Origin of the sequence: Aliihoeflea sp. 2WW (assembly GCF_000497755.1) — a bacterium.
Lineage (GTDB): Bacteria > Pseudomonadota > Alphaproteobacteria > Rhizobiales > Rhizobiaceae > Aliihoeflea.
In genome coordinates this window covers 1-16480 of record NZ_AYOD01000034.1, presented here as the reverse complement: position 1 = coordinate 16480, position 16480 = coordinate 1, and the positions used below count along the sequence as shown (strand labels likewise).

General features: G+C 65.1%; 14 protein-coding genes. 6 read left to right on the top strand and 8 right to left on the bottom strand.

All coding sequences use genetic code 11. From position 1 onward, the window contains the following. Positions 1–71: 71 nt before the first annotated feature. From ALII_RS0113980 to ALII_RS0113960, 5 genes are all read right to left on the bottom strand, one after another. Complete coding sequence (locus tag ALII_RS0113980) at positions 72–1217, bottom strand: acyl-CoA dehydrogenase family protein (protein WP_024587931.1); 1146 nt, start codon at positions 1215–1217, stop codon at positions 72–74. Between the two features lie 153 nt (positions 1218–1370). Continuing rightward, positions 1371–2183 (bottom strand): enoyl-CoA hydratase family protein, encoded by an 813-nt coding sequence (locus ALII_RS0113975; protein ID WP_024587930.1) that lies wholly within the window; start codon positions 2181–2183, stop codon positions 1371–1373. Further along, positions 2180–2656 (bottom strand): MarR family transcriptional regulator, encoded by a 477-nt coding sequence (locus ALII_RS0113970; RefSeq protein ID WP_024587929.1) that lies wholly within the window; start codon positions 2654–2656, stop codon positions 2180–2182. Before ALII_RS0113970 ends, ALII_RS0113975 begins: the two co-directional genes overlap by 4 nt. Then, the gene (locus ALII_RS0113965) at positions 2650–3399 is read right to left on the bottom strand and encodes an SDR family NAD(P)-dependent oxidoreductase (RefSeq protein WP_024587928.1); all 750 of its coding nucleotides are present in this window, start codon (positions 3397–3399) and stop codon (positions 2650–2652) included. The genes ALII_RS0113970 and ALII_RS0113965 overlap by 7 nt, the downstream gene beginning before the upstream one ends. Next, positions 3399–5687, bottom strand: a complete 2289-nt coding sequence (locus tag ALII_RS0113960) for a bifunctional salicylyl-CoA 5-hydroxylase/oxidoreductase (protein ID WP_024587927.1) — start codon at positions 5685–5687, stop codon at positions 3399–3401. Before ALII_RS0113960 ends, ALII_RS0113965 begins: the two co-directional genes overlap by 1 nt. A gap of 133 nt (positions 5688–5820) precedes the next feature. Here ALII_RS0113960 and ALII_RS0113955 point away from each other — a divergent pair, with 133 nt between their 5' ends. The 4 genes from ALII_RS0113955 to ALII_RS0113940 all read left to right on the top strand — a co-directional run bounded on the left by ALII_RS0113955 (position 5821) and on the right by ALII_RS0113940 (position 10860). Then, complete coding sequence (locus ALII_RS0113955; RefSeq protein ID WP_024587926.1) at positions 5821–6651, top strand: alpha/beta hydrolase; 831 nt, start codon at positions 5821–5823, stop codon at positions 6649–6651. Positions 6652–6694: 43 nt separating this feature from the next. After that, entirely contained in the window at positions 6695–6931 is a 237-nt protein-coding gene (locus ALII_RS0113950) for an Lrp/AsnC ligand binding domain-containing protein (protein WP_024587925.1), read from the top strand. 373 nt (positions 6932–7304) lie between these two features. Continuing rightward, complete coding sequence (gene polA, locus ALII_RS0113945) at positions 7305–10241, top strand: DNA polymerase I (protein ID WP_024587924.1); 2937 nt, start codon at positions 7305–7307, stop codon at positions 10239–10241. A gap of 7 nt (positions 10242–10248) precedes the next feature. Beyond that, on the top strand, positions 10249–10860 hold the full coding sequence (locus ALII_RS0113940; RefSeq protein WP_029660541.1) for a LysE family translocator: 612 nt from the start codon (positions 10249–10251) through the stop codon (positions 10858–10860). A 58-nt stretch (positions 10861–10918) separates the two neighbouring features. Here the strand turns inward: ALII_RS0113940 and ALII_RS0113935 are convergent, their stop codons facing one another. Next, a complete protein-coding gene (locus ALII_RS0113935; protein WP_244437438.1) occupies positions 10919–11419 on the bottom strand; it encodes a superoxide dismutase family protein in 501 nt (166 codons plus the stop codon). Between the two features lie 334 nt (positions 11420–11753). On the opposite strand from ALII_RS0113935, the gene ALII_RS0113930 reads away from it, so the two are divergent. Then, on the top strand, positions 11754–12011 hold the full coding sequence (locus ALII_RS0113930) for a DUF1344 domain-containing protein (protein ID WP_024587921.1): 258 nt from the start codon (positions 11754–11756) through the stop codon (positions 12009–12011). 136 nt (positions 12012–12147) lie between these two features. Further along, the gene (locus tag ALII_RS0113925; protein WP_024587920.1) at positions 12148–14313 is read left to right on the top strand and encodes a transglycosylase domain-containing protein; all 2166 of its coding nucleotides are present in this window, start codon (positions 12148–12150) and stop codon (positions 14311–14313) included. Between the two features lie 156 nt (positions 14314–14469). Here ALII_RS0113925 and ALII_RS0113920 read toward each other — a convergent pair whose 3' ends face one another. Then, positions 14470–15306, bottom strand: coding sequence for an alpha/beta hydrolase (locus ALII_RS0113920; protein WP_024587919.1), 837 nt, complete (start codon positions 15304–15306; stop codon positions 14470–14472). Continuing rightward, the gene (locus ALII_RS0113915) at positions 15303–16322 is read right to left on the bottom strand and encodes a branched-chain amino acid ABC transporter permease (RefSeq protein ID WP_051375901.1); all 1020 of its coding nucleotides are present in this window, start codon (positions 16320–16322) and stop codon (positions 15303–15305) included. The genes ALII_RS0113920 and ALII_RS0113915 overlap by 4 nt, the downstream gene beginning before the upstream one ends. Between the last annotated feature and the right edge of the window lie 158 nt (positions 16323–16480).

The window sequence follows — 16480 nt, the reverse complement described above, 5'->3', positions numbered from 1 at the left end:
CCTCCCTCCCCCTTGTGGGGAGGGATAAAGGGTGGGGGTCACTTCGCCCGAACATTCCGCGACTGCCATCCTCACGTTCCCATCACCTGCCGCGCAATCACGATCTTCTGGACGTCCGACGCGCCCTCATAGATCCGCAACGCACGGATTTCCCGATAAAGGCTCTCCACGATGTGTCCCTTTTTCACACCGTCGCCGCCATGAATCTGCACCGCCTTGTCGATGACCTCCTGCGCACTGTCGGTCGCAAAAAGCTTCGCCATCGCCGCCTCGCGCGTGACGCGCGGCGCGCCGGAATCCTTCGTCCACGCGGCGCGATAGACGAGCAGCGCCGCCGCATCGACGTCGAGCGCCATGTCGGCGATATGCCCCTGCACCATCTGCAGATCGAACAGCGGCGCCCCGAACAACTGCCGCGAGCCCGCCCGCGCCGTCGTCTCGTCCAGCGCCCGCCGCGCAAAGCCCAGCGCCGCCGCGCCCACCGTCGAGCGGAACACGTCGAGCACCGACATGGCGATCTTGAACCCGTCGCCCGCCTTGCCGATCAGCGCCGACGCCGGCACCCGCACATCGTCGAACGCCAGCCGCGCCAATGGATGCGGCGCAATCACCTCCAGCCGCTCCGCGACGCTCAAACCGGGCGTGTCGGCGGGAACCACAAAGGCCGAAATCCCCCTGGCTCCCGGCGCCTCGCCGGTCCGCGCAAAGACGGTATAGACATCCGCGATCCCGCCATTCGAAATCCACGTCTTCTCGCCCGACAGCACATATTCATCGCCATCAAGCGTCGCCGTCATCTCCATGTTCGCCACGTCGGAACCCGAACGCGGCTCCGACAGCGCAAACGCCGAAAGCGCTTCACCAGCCCGCGTCTTCACCAGCCACTTCTGCTGTTCCGCCGTCCCGAACAGGCTGATCGCCCCCGTGCCAAGCCCTTGCATCGCAAACGCAAAATCCGCCAACCCGTCATGCCGCGCCAGCGTCTCGCGCGTGATGCACAGCGTGCGCACGTCGAGCGGCTGCGGATCGGAAGGATCGACCGCCGAGGGCTTCAGGAACCCGGCCTCGCCAAGCTTGGCGACCAACGATTTGCAGGCTGCGTCGACATCTTGATGGTCGACCGGCAAATTGGCTGCGCACCACGCCTCCAGCCGCTCCGCATGCGCGCGGTGACGATCTTCGAAAAATGGCCAGTCGAGGAAAGAGCGATCAGGCATGCGACGCCCCCTCCGACCCTTCGGGCCACCTCCCCCGCTTCGCAGGGGAGGATTTCCCGTTGCGGCCGGGCTCGACCTCGGATCCTCTCCCGTTTACGGGGGAGGGGGACCGCCGAAGGCGGTGGAGGGGGCGCGCTGGCAAGCGGATCATCCTCAATTCCCCTCGAACACAGGCCGCTGCTTCCCCACGAACGCGTGATACGCCCGCGAAAAATCCTGCGTCTGCATGCAGATCGCCTGCGCCTGCGCTTCCGCCTCGATCGCCTGGTCGAGCCCCATCGACCATTCCTGGTTGAGCTGCGTCTTGGTGATGCCATGCGCGAAGGTGGGCCCCGAAGCGATCTGCTGCGCCAGCTTCATCGCCTCCGCTTCCAGCGCGTCGGCAGCAACGAGCCGGTTGAAATACCCCCAGCGCTCGCCTTCCTCCGCGCTCATCGAGCGCCCCGTGTAAAGGAGTTCGGCAGCACGCCCCTGGCCGATGATCCGCGGCAGCATCGCGCACGCTCCCATGTCGCAGCCCGCAAGCCCGACGCGGGTGAACAGGAAGGCCGTCTTCGCCTCCGGCGTCGCAAGCCGGATGTCCGATGCCATCGTGATGATCGCGCCCGCGCCCACCGCCACGCCGTCGACCGCCGAGATGATCGGCTTGCCGCAATTCAGCATCGCCTTGACGAAATCGCCTGTCATGCGCGTGAACGCCAGCAGCCCCTTCATGTCCATATCGACCAGCGGGCCGATGATGTCGTGCACGTCGCCGCCCGAGCAGAAATTCCCACCATTGGGAAGGAACACGACTACATCGACGTCGTCGGCATAGACGAGGTCGCGGAACGTGTCGCGCAGTTCGGCATAGGACTCGAACGTAAGCGGATTCTTACGCTCTGGCCTATCGAGCTGGATGACCGCGACGCGTCCCTCCATGCGCCACAGGAAATGCTGCGGCTTCAGTCCCGCCATTTTCGTCAATGCCCATCCTCCCAATTGCTCCGGAACGTCTTCAGCGTCGCTGACAGCCTTTCGGCGTCGCTGCGCGAGACGTCACCCAGAAATTCCTCGATCCATGTTTCATGCGCGGCTGCCATCTCGGTGAACCGCCTCTCGCCCGTCGCCGTCAGCTTGACGATCGAGGCGCGCCGGTCGCCCTCGCGCGCCGCGCGTGAAACGAGACCATCCTTGACCAGCCGCTCGATAATGCCCGTCACATTGCCGTTCGAGACGAGCAGGAAGCGCGACAGATCGCTCATCAGCATCCCGTCCGGCTGGCGATAGAGCGCGGCGAGCACGTCGAAGCGGGGCAGCGTCGAATCGAAGTCGCGCTTAAGCCGCTCGCGCAATTCGCCTTCGATTAGCCGCGAGGCGCGCAGAAGCCGAATCCAAAGCCGCAGCCGTTCCTTGGCCGCGCTTGGGCGTTCGATCGTGTCGAGCGGCGCACTTACCATGTCTCGCCTCCGCAGATCGCCAGCGCCTGCCCGTTGACCGAGCGCGCGCCCTCACCGACGAGATAGAGCACGGCGGCCGCGACCTCGTCGGCCTCGATGATCCGCCCTTGCGGGTTGTCGCCGGCAAGTTCCGCCCGCGCTGCCGCCTCGCTGCGGCCGGTCTTTTCCATGATGTTGGCGAGCGTGCGCTCGAGCATCGGCGTCTCGACATAGCCGGGGCAGACGGCGTTGACGGTCACGCCTGATTTCGCCAGTTCCAGCGCCAGCGAGCGCGTCAGGCCGACGACGCCATGCTTGGCCGCCACGTAGGCCGAGACGTAAGCCGCACCCTTCAATCCCGCGATGGACGCAACGAACACGATCCGCCCCGCCTTGGCCCGCTTCATCGGCTCGATGGCCGGCCGCACGGTCAGGAACGAGCCCGTCAAATTCACGTCGAGCGTGCGCTGCCACAGGTCAAGCGACGTCCTGTGCGCCGGCGCGCTCTCGCCCGCGCCGGCATTTGCGACGACGATGCCGAAGGCGCCACGTGCCGCCGTCGCCTTTTCGTAAAGCGCGGCGACCGATTCCTCATCCGTCACGTCGGCCGTTTCGGGGTGGATGTCGGGGTGCAGGGCCGCCACCTCGTCCAGCACGTCCGCGCGGCGACCGCAGATCGTCACCTCATGCCCGGCGTCTGCAAGTGCGAGCGCAATCGCCTTGCCAACGCCGGTGCCGCCGCCTGTGACGAGCGCGTGGGTCATCACACCTTCCCCGTCATCTGTTCCTGAGCCCGTTCCGCCAGCCGATAGAGCTGGTCCCGCCCCGGCAGATAGGGATCGGGCCATTTCACCTGCCGATCGCCTAAAGATGCCGCCGCATGCAGCGTCCAGTAGGGATCGGCCAGATGCGGCCGCGCCAGACACACGAGATCCGCGCGACCCGCCATCAGGATCGAATTCACATGGTCCGGCTCGAAGATGTTGCCGACGGCCATGGTCGCCATGCCGGTCTCGTTGCGGATGCGATCCGAAAACGGCGTCTGGAACATGCGGCCATAGACCGGCTTCGCGCGCTTCGATGTCTGCCCCGCCGAAACGTCACAAATGTCGACGCCGGCGCTTTGCAACATCTTCGCGATCTTCACCGCTTCTTCCGGCGTCACGCCTTCGTCGCCGACCCAGTCATTGGCCGAGATGCGCACCGAGATCGGCTTGTCGTCCGGCCAGACGGGGCGGACTGCGTGGAAGATCTCGAGCGGATAGCGCATCCGGTTTTCAAGGCTGCCGCCATAGGCGTCGGTGCGCTTGTTGGTCAGCGGCGAGATGAAAGACGACAGCAGATAGCCATGCGCGAAATGCAGTTCCAGCATGTCGAATCCGCAGCGTTCCGCCATCTGCGCCGACGCCACGAACTGGTCGCGCACCAAATCCATGTCCGAGCGGTCCATCGCCTTCGGCACCTGGTTTTCGGGCGACCAGGCAATTTCCGACGCTGCCAGTAGCGGCCAGTTGCCATCCTTCAGCGGCGCATCTGCGTCTTCCCAGCCGACTTGCGTCGAGCCCTTCGGGCCGGCATGGCCGAGCTGCGCGCAGATCTTCGCATCCGTCTCGGCGTGTACGAAATCGACCAGCCGCTTCCACGCCGCCTCGTGTTCCGGCTTGTAGAAGCCGGGGCAGCCCGGCGTGATCCGCCCTTCCGGCGAGACGCAGGTCATCTCGATATAGACCAGCCCCGCGCCGCCCTTTGCGCGCTCGGCATAGTGGACGAAATGCCAGTCCGTTGGCGTGCCGTCGACAGCCTTGTACTGCGCCATCGGCGAGACGACGATGCGGTTCTTCAGTTCCATCCCGCGCAGCTTGAACGGCGCCAGCATCGGCGGGCGATGGGAGGCGGAACCGGCCTGGTTTTGGAACCACTCCTCGGCGCTGCCGAGCCATTTTTCGTCACGCAGCCGCAAATTCTCGTGGCTGATGCGCTGCGAGCGGGTCAGCAGCGAATAGTTGAACTGCACCGGGTCGAGCCCGAGATAGCGCTCCACGTCCTCGAACCATTCGAGCGAATTGCGCGCCGCCGACTGCAGCTTCAGTACTTCGGTGCGCCGCGCATCCTCGTATTTCTCGAACGCCTTTTCGAGCGTCGGCTCGGACTGAACGTAATCCGCCATCGCGATCGCGCTTTCGAGCGCAAGCTTGGTGCCCGAACCGATCGAGAAATGCGCGCTCGCCGCCGCATCCCCCATCAGCGCGAGGTTCTGGAACGACCAGCGCTCGCACAGAACGCGCGGGAAGTTGATCCAGGCCGAACCGCGAATGTGGCTCGCGTTGGTCATCAGCGCATGGCCGCCAAGATGCTTCTCGAATATCCTCTCGCAGACCGCGATCGATTCCTGCTGGGTCATATTGCCGAAGCCGAACTGGTCCCAAGTGTCCTGCGAACATTCGACGATGAAGGTCGCGGTGTCCGGATCGAACTGGTAGGCATGCGCCCAGACCCAGCCATACTCGGTCTTCTCGAAGATGAAGGTGAAGGCGTCGTCGAACTTCTGGTGCGTGCCGAGCCAGACGAACTTGCACTTGCGGGTGTCGATGTCGGGCTCGAAATGGTCGGCGAAGGCCGCGCGCGAGCGCGAGTTAAGACCGTCCGCTGCGATCACCAGATCATGGCTTTCCATGAAGGGGCGGGGGTCGGCGATGTCGGTCTGGAATTCCAGCTTGATGTCGAGTTCGCGCGCCCGCTCCTGCAACAGCATCAGGAGCTTCTTGCGCCCGATGCCGCAAAAGCCGTGCCCGGTTGAAACCGTACGCACGCCCTTGTGGATGACGGCGATGTCGTCCCAATAGGCGAAATGCTCGCGGATCGCGGCGGCGCTCTTTGCGTCGTTGTCGGCGAGATTGTCCAGCGTCTCGTCGGAGAGGACCACGCCCCAGCCGAACGTGTCGTCGGCCTTGTTGCGCTCGTAGACGGTGATATCGTGGGCGGCGTCGCGCAGCTTCATGCTGATCGCGAAATAAAGACCTGCCGGTCCGGCGCCGAGCACCGCAATCTTCATCGCCGCGCACTCCCATTTCTTATCGTTAGATGGCAGGATTGCACCGAAGCGATTTTGTTTCAAGCATGAAATTTCAAGGTTGAAATATTGCAGCGCGGCACGGATGATGCGGTGCGAATGCGGGGAGATGACGATGTTTTTCCATCAGGTGACGGATTTCGACGACGCCTACGCCAACGGGCCCAACATCGCGCGAGGCGAGCGCTGGCCTGGCCTTTGGGTGGAGCCGGCGGCACAGTTCCGTGAGGCACTTGAGGCGCAGGGGCGGGCGAAACTCGACCAGCCTTACGGCGAGCGCCCCCGCAACCGCTTCGATCTCTTCCTGCCGAAAGGCTCGGCGAAGGGCCTCGTCATCTACATCCATGGCGGCTTCTGGCTGCGGCTTGAAAAGAGCTTCTGGTCGCACCTCGCGGCAGGTCCGCTCGCCCACAGATACGCCGTCGCCATGCCGTCCTATACGCTCTGCCCGGATATCCGCATCGGCGGGATCGTGCAGGAGGTGGGGGCCGCAATCGAGACGGCGGCCTCGCTCGTCGAAGGCCCGATCCGGCTCACGGGCCACTCCGCTGGCGGGCATCTGGCGACACGCATGGTGACGACAACGTCGCCGCTCTCCGATGCCACCCGCGCCCGGATCGCGAATACGGTGTCGATCGCCGGCGTCCACGATCTGCGCCCGATGATGCGCACCGCCATGAATGCCGATTTGAAGATCGATGAGGCAGAAGCGCTCGCCGAGAGCCCCGCGCTGCTTCGTCCGCTCGACAACGCTCGCGTCACCTGCTGGGTCGGCGGCACTGAGCGCGCCGAGTTCCGCCGCCAGAACGCGCTCCTCGCCAACATCTGGACCGGCCTCGGCGCCGTCACCTCCTTCGTCGAAGAGCCCGACCGGCACCATTTCGACGTCATCGACGGCCTTGCCGACCCCGATCACGCCTTGACGCGAACCTTGTTGACAGGGTGAGAACCGCAACCGAGTCTTGCGGCAACCAATCGGAGCATAATTGATGAGACCCGTTTTCGTGCAAGTCCGCTGCGTCCCCGGCAAGACCTACGAGGTCGCCGACGAACTCTACAAGCGCGAGATCGCGTCGGAACTCTATTCGACCAGCGGCGACTACGACCTGCTCTTGAAGGTCTATATCGACGACCAGACCGACATCGGCAAGTTCGTCTCCGAAAACGTCGCCAACGTCCCGGGCATCGTGCGCTCTCTGACGACGCTCACCTTCAAGGCTTTTTAAGCCGCATAGGCCCGAAAATTGAACGCCGGTTTTCGCTAGAGCCGATGCGCATTCAGGAGCCCCCAAAAAACGAAGAAAGCCGCCGTGGGGAGGGGGAATCCACGGCGGCTCTACTCGAAACGATGCGGCAGCCCGGAGAGGGGGGATGAGGCTGCCGCACTGGGTGTCCGGTTAGGCGGGGGACGGGCCTTGTTCCGGACTCGGCTTATGTGTTGCCGATAGTGATTATCTGAGAATTTGAACGTGGCAATTCAAGGGCACGAACATTACAAGTGCGTAACGTCAGCGTGATTGGCGGAGCCCCTGTCAGCAGCCCTTTGCGCACCGGCGTTTGGCATGGACAGGGCAGGCGTCAGACGCTACCTCATTGCCCATGAAAAAAGGCGATCACCTCTTTCTCGTCGATGGCTCCGGCTACATCTTCCGCGCTTATCACGCGCTGCCTCCGTTGACGCGTAAATCGGACGGGCTGCCGGTCGGTGCGGTGTCGGGCTTTTGCAACATGCTGTGGAAGCTGATGCAGAATGCGCGCGACACGGAAGTCGGCGTCACGCCGACGCATTTCGCGGTCATCTTCGACTATTCGTCCAAGACGTTCCGCAACGAGCTCTACGACAAGTACAAGGCGAACCGCACCGCGCCGCCCGAAGACCTCGTCCCGCAATTCGGCCTGATCCGCCACGCGACCCGCGCCTTCGAACTGCCCTGCATCGAGATGGAGGGCTTCGAGGCCGACGATCTGATCGCGACCTATGCGAAGCTCGCCTGCGAGGCGGGCGGCGGCACCACGATCATCTCGTCCGACAAGGATCTGATGCAGCTCGTCGGGCCGACGGTGACGATGTACGACCCGATGAAGGACCGCGAGATCAAGGTCCCGGAGGTCATCGAGAAATGGGGCGTGCCGCCCGAAAAGATGATCGACCTGCAGGCCCTCACCGGCGATTCCATCGACAATGTCCCCGGCGTTCCCGGCATCGGTCCCAAGACCGCCGCGCAGCTTCTGGAAGAATTTGGCGACCTCGACACGCTTCTTGCCCGCGCCTCCGAGATCAAGCAGCAGAAGCGCCGCGAGAACCTGATCGAGCACGCCGACATGGCGCGCCTGTCGCGCGAACTCGTGCGCCTGCGCGACGACGTCGCGGTCCCCGAGCCGCTCTCCGCCTTCGAGCTGCAGCCGCCGAACGGGCCGAAGCTGATCGGCTTCCTGAAGACGATGGAATTCACCTCGCTCACCCGCCGCGTCGCCGAAGCGACCGGCGCGGAAGCTGCCGACATCGAGCCGATGCATGTCGAGGTGCAGACGGGGTCGGCAGCGCACGGCCCCGATCTCGACGTGCCGCACCCTGCAAGTGTCGCACCCGGCGAGGAGGGCGACGTCGCCGCCGAGCCGAAGACCGGCCCCGCGACACCCGCCGATCTCGCCAAGGCCCGCGCTGATGCCGCGGTCGCCGCCAGGATCGACCGTACCGCCTATGTCACGATCCGCGATCTCGCGACGCTCCAGGCCTGGGTGGCCGAGGCGCGCGAAGCCGGCATCGTCGCCTTCGACACCGAGACGACCTCGCTCGATCCGATGCAGGCCGAGCTCTGCGGCTTCTCGCTTGCTACCGCGCCTGGCCGCGCGGCCTACGTACCGCTGATCCATAAATCGGGCGCGGGCGACCTTCTCGGCGGCGGTCTGGTCGAAAACCAGATCCCGATCCGCGAGGCACTTGCCGCCATCAAGCCGCTGATGGAGGACCGCTCCGTCCTCAAGATCGCGCATAATTTGAAATACGACTATCTCGTCCTGCTTCGCCACGGCATCGACGCCGCCCCCTGCGACGACACGATGCTCCTCTCCTACGTCACCGATGGCGGCTCGGGTTCGCAGAGCATGGATTCGCTCTCCGAGCGCTGGCTGGGCCACGTGCCGATCCCGTTCAAGGATGTCTGCGGCTCCGGCAAGTCGATGATCACCTTCGACTTCGTCGACCTCGAAAAGGCGACCGCCTATGCCGCCGAGGACGCCGACGTCACCTTGCGCCTCTGGAACGTGCTGAAGCCGCGCTTGACCGCCAAGGGCCTCAACGCCGTCTACGAGCGGCTGGAGCGCCCGCTGGTTCCCGTCCTCGCCCGCATGGAAAGCCGAGGCATCTCGGTCGACCGGCAGATCCTGTCGCGCCTGTCGGGCGAACTCGCCCAGCGCGCGGGCGCTTTCGAGGACGAGGTCTACGAGCTTGCCGGCGAGCGCTTCACCATCGGCTCGCCCAAGCAACTCGGCGACATCCTGTTCGGCCGCATGGGCCTTCCTGGCGGCTCCAAGACCAAGACCGGCCAGTGGTCGACGTCGGCCTCCGTGCTGGAGGACCTCGCCGCCGAGGGGCACGAACTGCCGCGCAAGATCGTCGACTGGCGCCAGCTCACCAAGCTCAAATCCACCTATACCGACGCGCTGCCGGGCTACATCCATCCCGAGACGAAGCGCGTCCACACATCCTATGCGCTCGCCGCGACGACGACCGGCCGCCTGTCCTCGTCCGAACCGAACCTGCAGAACATCCCGATCCGCACTGCCGAGGGCCGCAAGATCCGAACGGCCTTCGTGGCCGAGCCGGGCCACAGGCTGATCTCCGCCGATTACAGCCAGATCGAGCTGCGCGTCCTCGCCCATGTCGCCGAAATTCCGCAGCTTCGCCAGGCGTTTGCCGACGGCATTGATATCCACGCGATGACGGCGTCCGAAATGTTCGGCGTGCCGGTGGAAGGCATGCCGTCCGAAGTGCGCCGCCGCGCCAAGGCGATCAATTTCGGCATCATCTACGGCATCTCCGCCTTCGGCCTCGCTAACCAGCTGTCGATCGGCCGCGAGGAGGCGGGCAGCTACATCCGCAAGTATTTCGAGCGTTTTCCCGGCATCAAGGACTACATGGACGCGACCAAGGCCTTTGCCCGTGACAATGGCTATGTCGAGACCATCTTTGGCCGCCGCGTCCACTACCCCGAAATCCGCTCGCCCAATCCCTCCGTGCGCGCCTTCAACGAGCGCGCGGCGATCAACGCGCCGATCCAGGGCTCCGCCGCCGACATCATCCGCCGCGCCATGATCCGCATGGAGGACCGCCTCGCCGAGGCCGGGCTTTCCGAAACGCTGATGCTTCTTCAGGTCCACGACGAACTGATCTTCGAGGCGCCTGAAGCACAGGTCGAGGCTGCGATCCCGGTGATCCGCGAGACGATGGAGCACGCGGCAATGCCGGCGCTTTCGATGCGGGTGCCGCTGCAGGTCGACGCGCGCGCGGCGTCGAACTGGGACGAGGCCCATTGACATTGCCATGGAGGCGGGCCCGCTCCTTTCCTTCGCCCTCGCCTCGCTCCTGATCGAGCTCACCCCCGGCCCGAACATGACCTGGCTTGCGCTTGTCGCGGCCGGCGAGGGGCGCCGGCGCGGCTATGCGGCGGTGGCAGGCGTCGCGCTCGGGCTCGCCGCTCTCGGCCTCGCAGCCGCTTTCGGCGTCGCCGAACTCCTCCAGCGCTCGTCGCTCGCTTATGAGATCCTGCGATGGGCCGGCGGCCTCTTCTTGCTCTATCTCGCCTGGGACGGCTGGCGCGGCAATGGCGACGTGGCCCAGACGGGCGGCGGATCGGACCGCATTTATTTCCTGCGCGGCCTCGTCACCAACATGCTCAACCCGAAGGCGGCGCTGTTCTATGTCGCGGTCCTGCCAACCTTCCTCGATCCCGCCCGCCCGCTGCTCGGCCAGACGCTCGCCCTGTCGGCGGTTTATGTTTCGGTCGCGACTGTCGTCCATGCCGGCATCGTCACGGCAGCCGGCGCACTGACCGCGTTCACGCAAAAGCCGGGCCGCGAAATCGCGACCCGGCGTGTTCTCTCAAGCCTTCTGGCCCTCGTCGCCGTCTGGCTGATCTGGTCGACCGCGCGCTAGCATCGGACCGAAAAGTGACTGTCGGTTTTCGGGCGATTCCGATGCTTTTCGAAAAGGCTTACTCGATGACGGCGCACGCATAGCGGTCGCCCGCATCGCCGGTCGGCTGCGTCTCGTAATCGTCCGTGCCGCCATGGATCATCAGGGCGCGGCCGGCAATGTCGGCCTCGCCGCCGTCGCCAAGCGTCACCATGTGGTTGAACACCTGCGCGCGCAGCACGCCGTCCTCGCCGACATACTGGTTCGGCATGTCGCCGGCATGGGGTCCGCCTTCTGCAAGATAACCATGGGCCGCGTCGGTCGGGTTGAAGTGCCCGCCGGCCGATTCATGGTCGCTTTCGTGGTCGCATGTGCCGGTCTCGTGAACGTGGAACGCCAGCCATTCGCCAGCCGGCAGGCCCGAAACCTCGATCTCAAACAGAACGCCGTTCGGCGTGCCGGTCAGCGTCGCGGTGCCGTTCTCCGCGCCCTCCATGTCGACGAAACCGGCGCTGGCGCTGGTCGTCTCGGCGGGTACGGCCTGCTCCGCCTCGTCCTGCGCAAAGGCCGCGCTCGTCATCAGGGCAAGTGCAGCCGTGGCTGGCAAGAAGAGTCTCATATCCGCATCTCCCGGTTGTTGGTCCGCGAATGGGGAATGGCCGTGACGGCAAATTTGTTCCGTCGATCGAGCCGTCGGCGACTTCCCGAATTGCGGCGGAAATTGCCGCGTCGAAAATTATCTTTCCGTAATTTGAGTTCAGCTCCGGGCAGGCGCATCTTCACGCCGAAGTCGGGAAACGCCGGCGGCCGGAAGCATCGGCCGCGACGCGACGTCCTCCGGACGACTTCGACCGCGCGTCCCCGCCCGGAAAGTCAGGGCATTCTCCGGGACGCTTTTCCAAGGACCAAAGCAAATGCGTGCACTTCTCATTCCTGCGGCAATCGCCGCCGGGCTCGCCCTTGCTCCTGCAGCCTTCGCCGCCGAGACCGCGACGGGCATGATCAAGACGATCGACGCCAAGGCGCACACCCTCACACTCGATAACGGCACGATCTACACATTGCCTTCGTCGTTCAAGGAGAAGGACCTCAAGGTCGGTGAGAAGGTGAACATCCACTGGGATATGAGGGCCGGCAAGCATCAGGCTTCGTCGGTGACCGCCGTCAAATAACCTCTGACGGTATCGCGCCCGCCGCCTCCGTCCGGGGCGGCGGGCATCCTCGCACCCTTAACGCTCCCTTAAAGCGCCGCATTTAATCTTCAGCGACAGCGACCATCAGGCAGACAAGAAGCGGGCATCAGGGGCGATGGGCGACAGACGTATCGAGCCGACCTTTGGCGGGGCGGCATCGGATGAGGGCTCCGGCCTTTTCGTGAGCGAGGAGGATCGGGTCGTGGGGCAGCCGAAGAAGCGCGGTTCGACGAAGGCGTCGTCGCGCAAATCCGAACCGAAATCGCGCGGCAAAAAGCGCGGCAAGTCGCGCCGTTCCTCGGGCGGCGGCCTGTTCGGCTTCCTGCGCAAGGCGACCTACTGGTCCTTCGTCCTCGCCATCTGGGGCGGCGTCGCCGCCGCCGGCGTTCTCGTCTTCTATGCCGCGCAGATGCCCTCGGCCTCGACCTGGGCGATCCCGGACCGTCCGCCCAACGTCAAGATCATGGATGTCGAGGGCCGCCAGGTCGCCAATCGCGGCATGATGGGCGGCGAATCGATCGGCCTGCACGAGATGTCGCCCTATATCCCGCAGGCCGTCGTCGCCATCGAGGACCGCCGTTTCTATTCGCATTTCGGTGTCGATCCGCTCGGCCTTGCCCGCGCCGTCTACGAAAACGCCATCAATGGCCGCGTGGTGCAGGGCGGCTCGACGCTGACCCAGCAGCTTGCCAAGAACCTCTTCCTCACCAATGAGCGCTCCTACGATCGCAAGATCCGCGAAGTGCTCATGGCCTTCTGGCTGGAGAATGAATATTCGAAGGAGCAGATCCTCGAATTCTACCTGAACCGCGTCTATTTCGGCTCCGGCGCCTATGGCGTCGAGGCCGCCTCGCAGCGCTATTTCGGCAAGAGCGCGCGCGACGTGACCCTGTCCGAATCCGCCCTTCTTGCCGGTCTCCTCGTCGCCCCCTCGCGCCTCTCGCCGGCGCGTGATCCGAATGCGGCCGAAAACCGCGCCCAGCTCGTCCTGTCGGCCATGCGCGACCAGGGCATGATCGGCGACAGCGAACTCGCTTCCGCCATCTCCGCCCCGCCGGTGCGCGCCGCCGCCTACTGGACGGGCTCGGAAAACTACGTCGCCGACCGCATCATGGGCGAACTGCCGCGGCTGATCGGCATGGACGTCACCAAGGACATGATCGTCGAGGCGACCGTCGATCTCGACCTGCAGGACCTCGCCGAAAAGGCCGTCCGCCAGATGGTCGACGAGAACAAGGCCGATCTCGACGTCTCCCAAGGCGCGCTGGTCTCGATCGATCCCGCCGGTGCCGTGCGCGCCATGGTTGGCGGCTACGACTATGCCAATTCGCAGTTCGACCGCGCGTCCGAAGCCAAGCGCCAGCCCGGCTCCGCCTTCAAGGCCTTCGTTTGGATGGCTGCGATGGAGCAGGGCCTCTTCCCCGACACGATCCGCAACGACGCGCCGGTCAAGATCGGCAACTGGTCGCCGCAGAACTTCAACAACAAATATGCCGGCCCGATGACGCTGTCGCAGGCGCTCGCCCGCTCGTCGAACTCGATCGCCGCCGTTCTCGCCCACGAAGTCGGTCCCTCGGCCATCGTCGAGACGGCGTGGCGCATGGGCATCGAATCCGACCTCCAGCCGAATCTGTCGATCTCGCTCGGCACGTCGGAGGTTACCCCGCTCGAACTCACCGCCGCCTTCGTGCCTTTTTCCACCGGCGGCGTCCGCCCGGAAATTCACTTCGTCGAGCGCGTAACCACCATCGACGGCGAAGTGCTCTACCAGCGTCCGGCTTCCGCCGGCACGCAGGTCGCCCGTCCCGAGACGATCGGCATGATGAACTACATGATGTCCGAGACCGTCGGCACCGGCACCGGCCGCAATGCGGATTTCGGTTGGCCCGCCGCCGGCAAGACCGGCACCAGCCAGAACTCGCGCGACGCCTGGTTCGTCGGCTACACGGCGGAACTGACCACCGGCGTCTGGTTCGGCAACGATGACGGCAAGCCGATGAGGAACATCACCGGCGGCCAGCTTCCGGCCAAGGCGTGGAAGATCTTCATGGAAGGTGCCCATGACGGCGTCCCCGTCGCCTCGCTGCCAGGCCGCTGGACACCCGATACGTTCCAGCGCATCGAGGACCTACTGGCGAGCGACGGCGGCGTGCCGCAGCAGGCGGCCTACCCCGCCGGCGACACCACCGGCTCAATCGCCCCACCGGCGGAAGTCGGCCAGCAGCCCCAGCGATCGGGCCCGATCGGCTCCATCATGGACATCATCATGGGCAACAACTGACCCCTTCCGTAGGAAGGAACATCGCTTCAAGTCTGTCTACACGTTGCAAGGGGCACCGCGACGCCGACGACTCCCTCCCCCTTGTGGGGAGGGATAAAGGGTGGGGGTCCCCTTCGCAAAACCAACGCGTACGAAACAGACGATCACCCAAGCCATCTAGCTAGCAAGAAACGCCCGCAACAACCCGATCTCGCGCTCGCTCGCCAGCGTCGGCGCATGGCCATATTCGTCCAAGGTGACGAGACGCGGCTTCGGCCCGCGCGTCGTCATCTCCTCGGCGGTTTCGGCGGAAAGCACATCGGATGTCCGCCCGCGCAACAGCAGCGTCGGTATCGCCAGCCGGTCATAGGACGACCAGATGTCGAGGTCGCCGGCGTGATGCGTGAACTGGGCGACGATCTGCGGATCGTAGTGGACCGTGACGCGGCCATCGTCGGTGCGGCGCATCGACGTATCGACCATGCGGCGCCAGAAGGCAGGCGTATTCTCGCCGAACGGCGCGTAGTTCTTGCGAAACCAGCCTTCGAGTTCGCCGACCGTGTCATAGACCGGCGGGTTGCCGACATAGTCGACGATACGGCCGGTGCCGGCCTTGGGAATATCCGGGCCGACATCGTTGATGACGAGATGGCTGATGCGACCTTCGAGCATGCCGGCGGCGAGCGTGACTCCGACAAGCCCGCCCATCGACGTCCCGATCCATCGGGTCGTCTCGACGCCGTAATGGTCGAGCATCGCCTTCGCAGTCGCGCCGAAGGTGGCGTAGGAATAGTCGGTCGCCGGATCGCGCGCCCAGCTCGACAGGCCGCGGCCGAGCGTATCCGGGCACATCACGAAATAGGTGTCGGCGAGCGCCTCGGCCACCTCGTCGAAATCGCGCCCCGTGCGCGCAAGCCCGTGCCACATGACGAGGGCCGGCTTCGCCCGGTCGCCCCATTCGGTGACGTGGAGCTCGAATCCGGCAGCCGGAACATAGGTCGATCTAGGCTTCATTTGCGGCCACCCTTGCCGAGCAGCGTGCCCGCTATGCCCGACGGAAAGAAATAGACGAGGAGGATGAAGAGGACGCCGAGCCAGAGGAGCCAGCGATCCGGGTTGAGAAGGTCCGGCAGGATCGGCAGGTCTGCCGTCGCCTCAGCGCCCGCGCCCATCAGGTCCTTCAGGTAGAACTGCGCCAGCGTCATGATGACGACGCCGACGATCGCGCCGACCATCGTGCCCATGCCGCCGATCACGACCATCAGGAGAACGTCGATCATGATGTCGAAGGAGAGCGTCACGTCAGGCCCCGTATAGCGCAGCCAGACGGCGCGCAGGACGCCGGCCAGCGCGGCAATGACGGCGGCGATGCAGAACACCGAGGTGCGGTAGGAAACGACGCGGTAGCCGATCGCCTCGGCCCGCATCTCGTTCTCCCGGATCGCCTGCAGGACCGTGCCGAGCGGCGAGCGCACGATGCGAACCAACAGGTAGAACAGGGCGAGCGAGGACAGGAAGACGAAGTAGTAGAGGTAAAGCCGGCCGTTGACCGGCACGCCGAACAGCCGGACCTGGTCGCCATTGGCGTCTTCCAGCCGGTTCGCCGGCGAGAAGAAGCGCGGGATCTCGTAGGTGATGCCGTCCTCGCCGCCGGTCAGGTTCGACAACTGGCTGGCGAGCACCATCATGACCGAGGCGGCGGCGAGCGTGACCATGGCGAAGAAGATCGCCTTCACGCGTAGCGACAACAGGCCGATCAGCGCAGCGAGCACGAATGCCGCCAGCACGCCCAGCGACCCGCCGACGAGAATGGCGTCGAAGCCGCGGCCCATCGTCTTGAGCGCGATCGCGGTGCCATAGGCGCCGAGGCCGAAGAACATGGTGTGGGCGAAGGAAACGATGCCGGTATAGCCGATCAAAAGATCGTAGCTCGCGACCAGCACTATGAAGACGCAGATGCGCGCGGCGACTTCCTGCGCCCGCACGTCGGGAAAGAGGAACGGCGCGAAGAGCAGGCACAGCCCGACCATGGCGGCGAAGCCGTATACGATGACGCGGCCGATGGTGACGCGGGTGGAGGCGGTGGTGCGCGCGGGGGCGGCGAGGGTTTGGGCGGTCATTGAGACGCTGCCTTCCACGTCTTGAGAAGGCGGTGCTCACCCCCCTCTGGCCTGCCGGCCATCTCCCC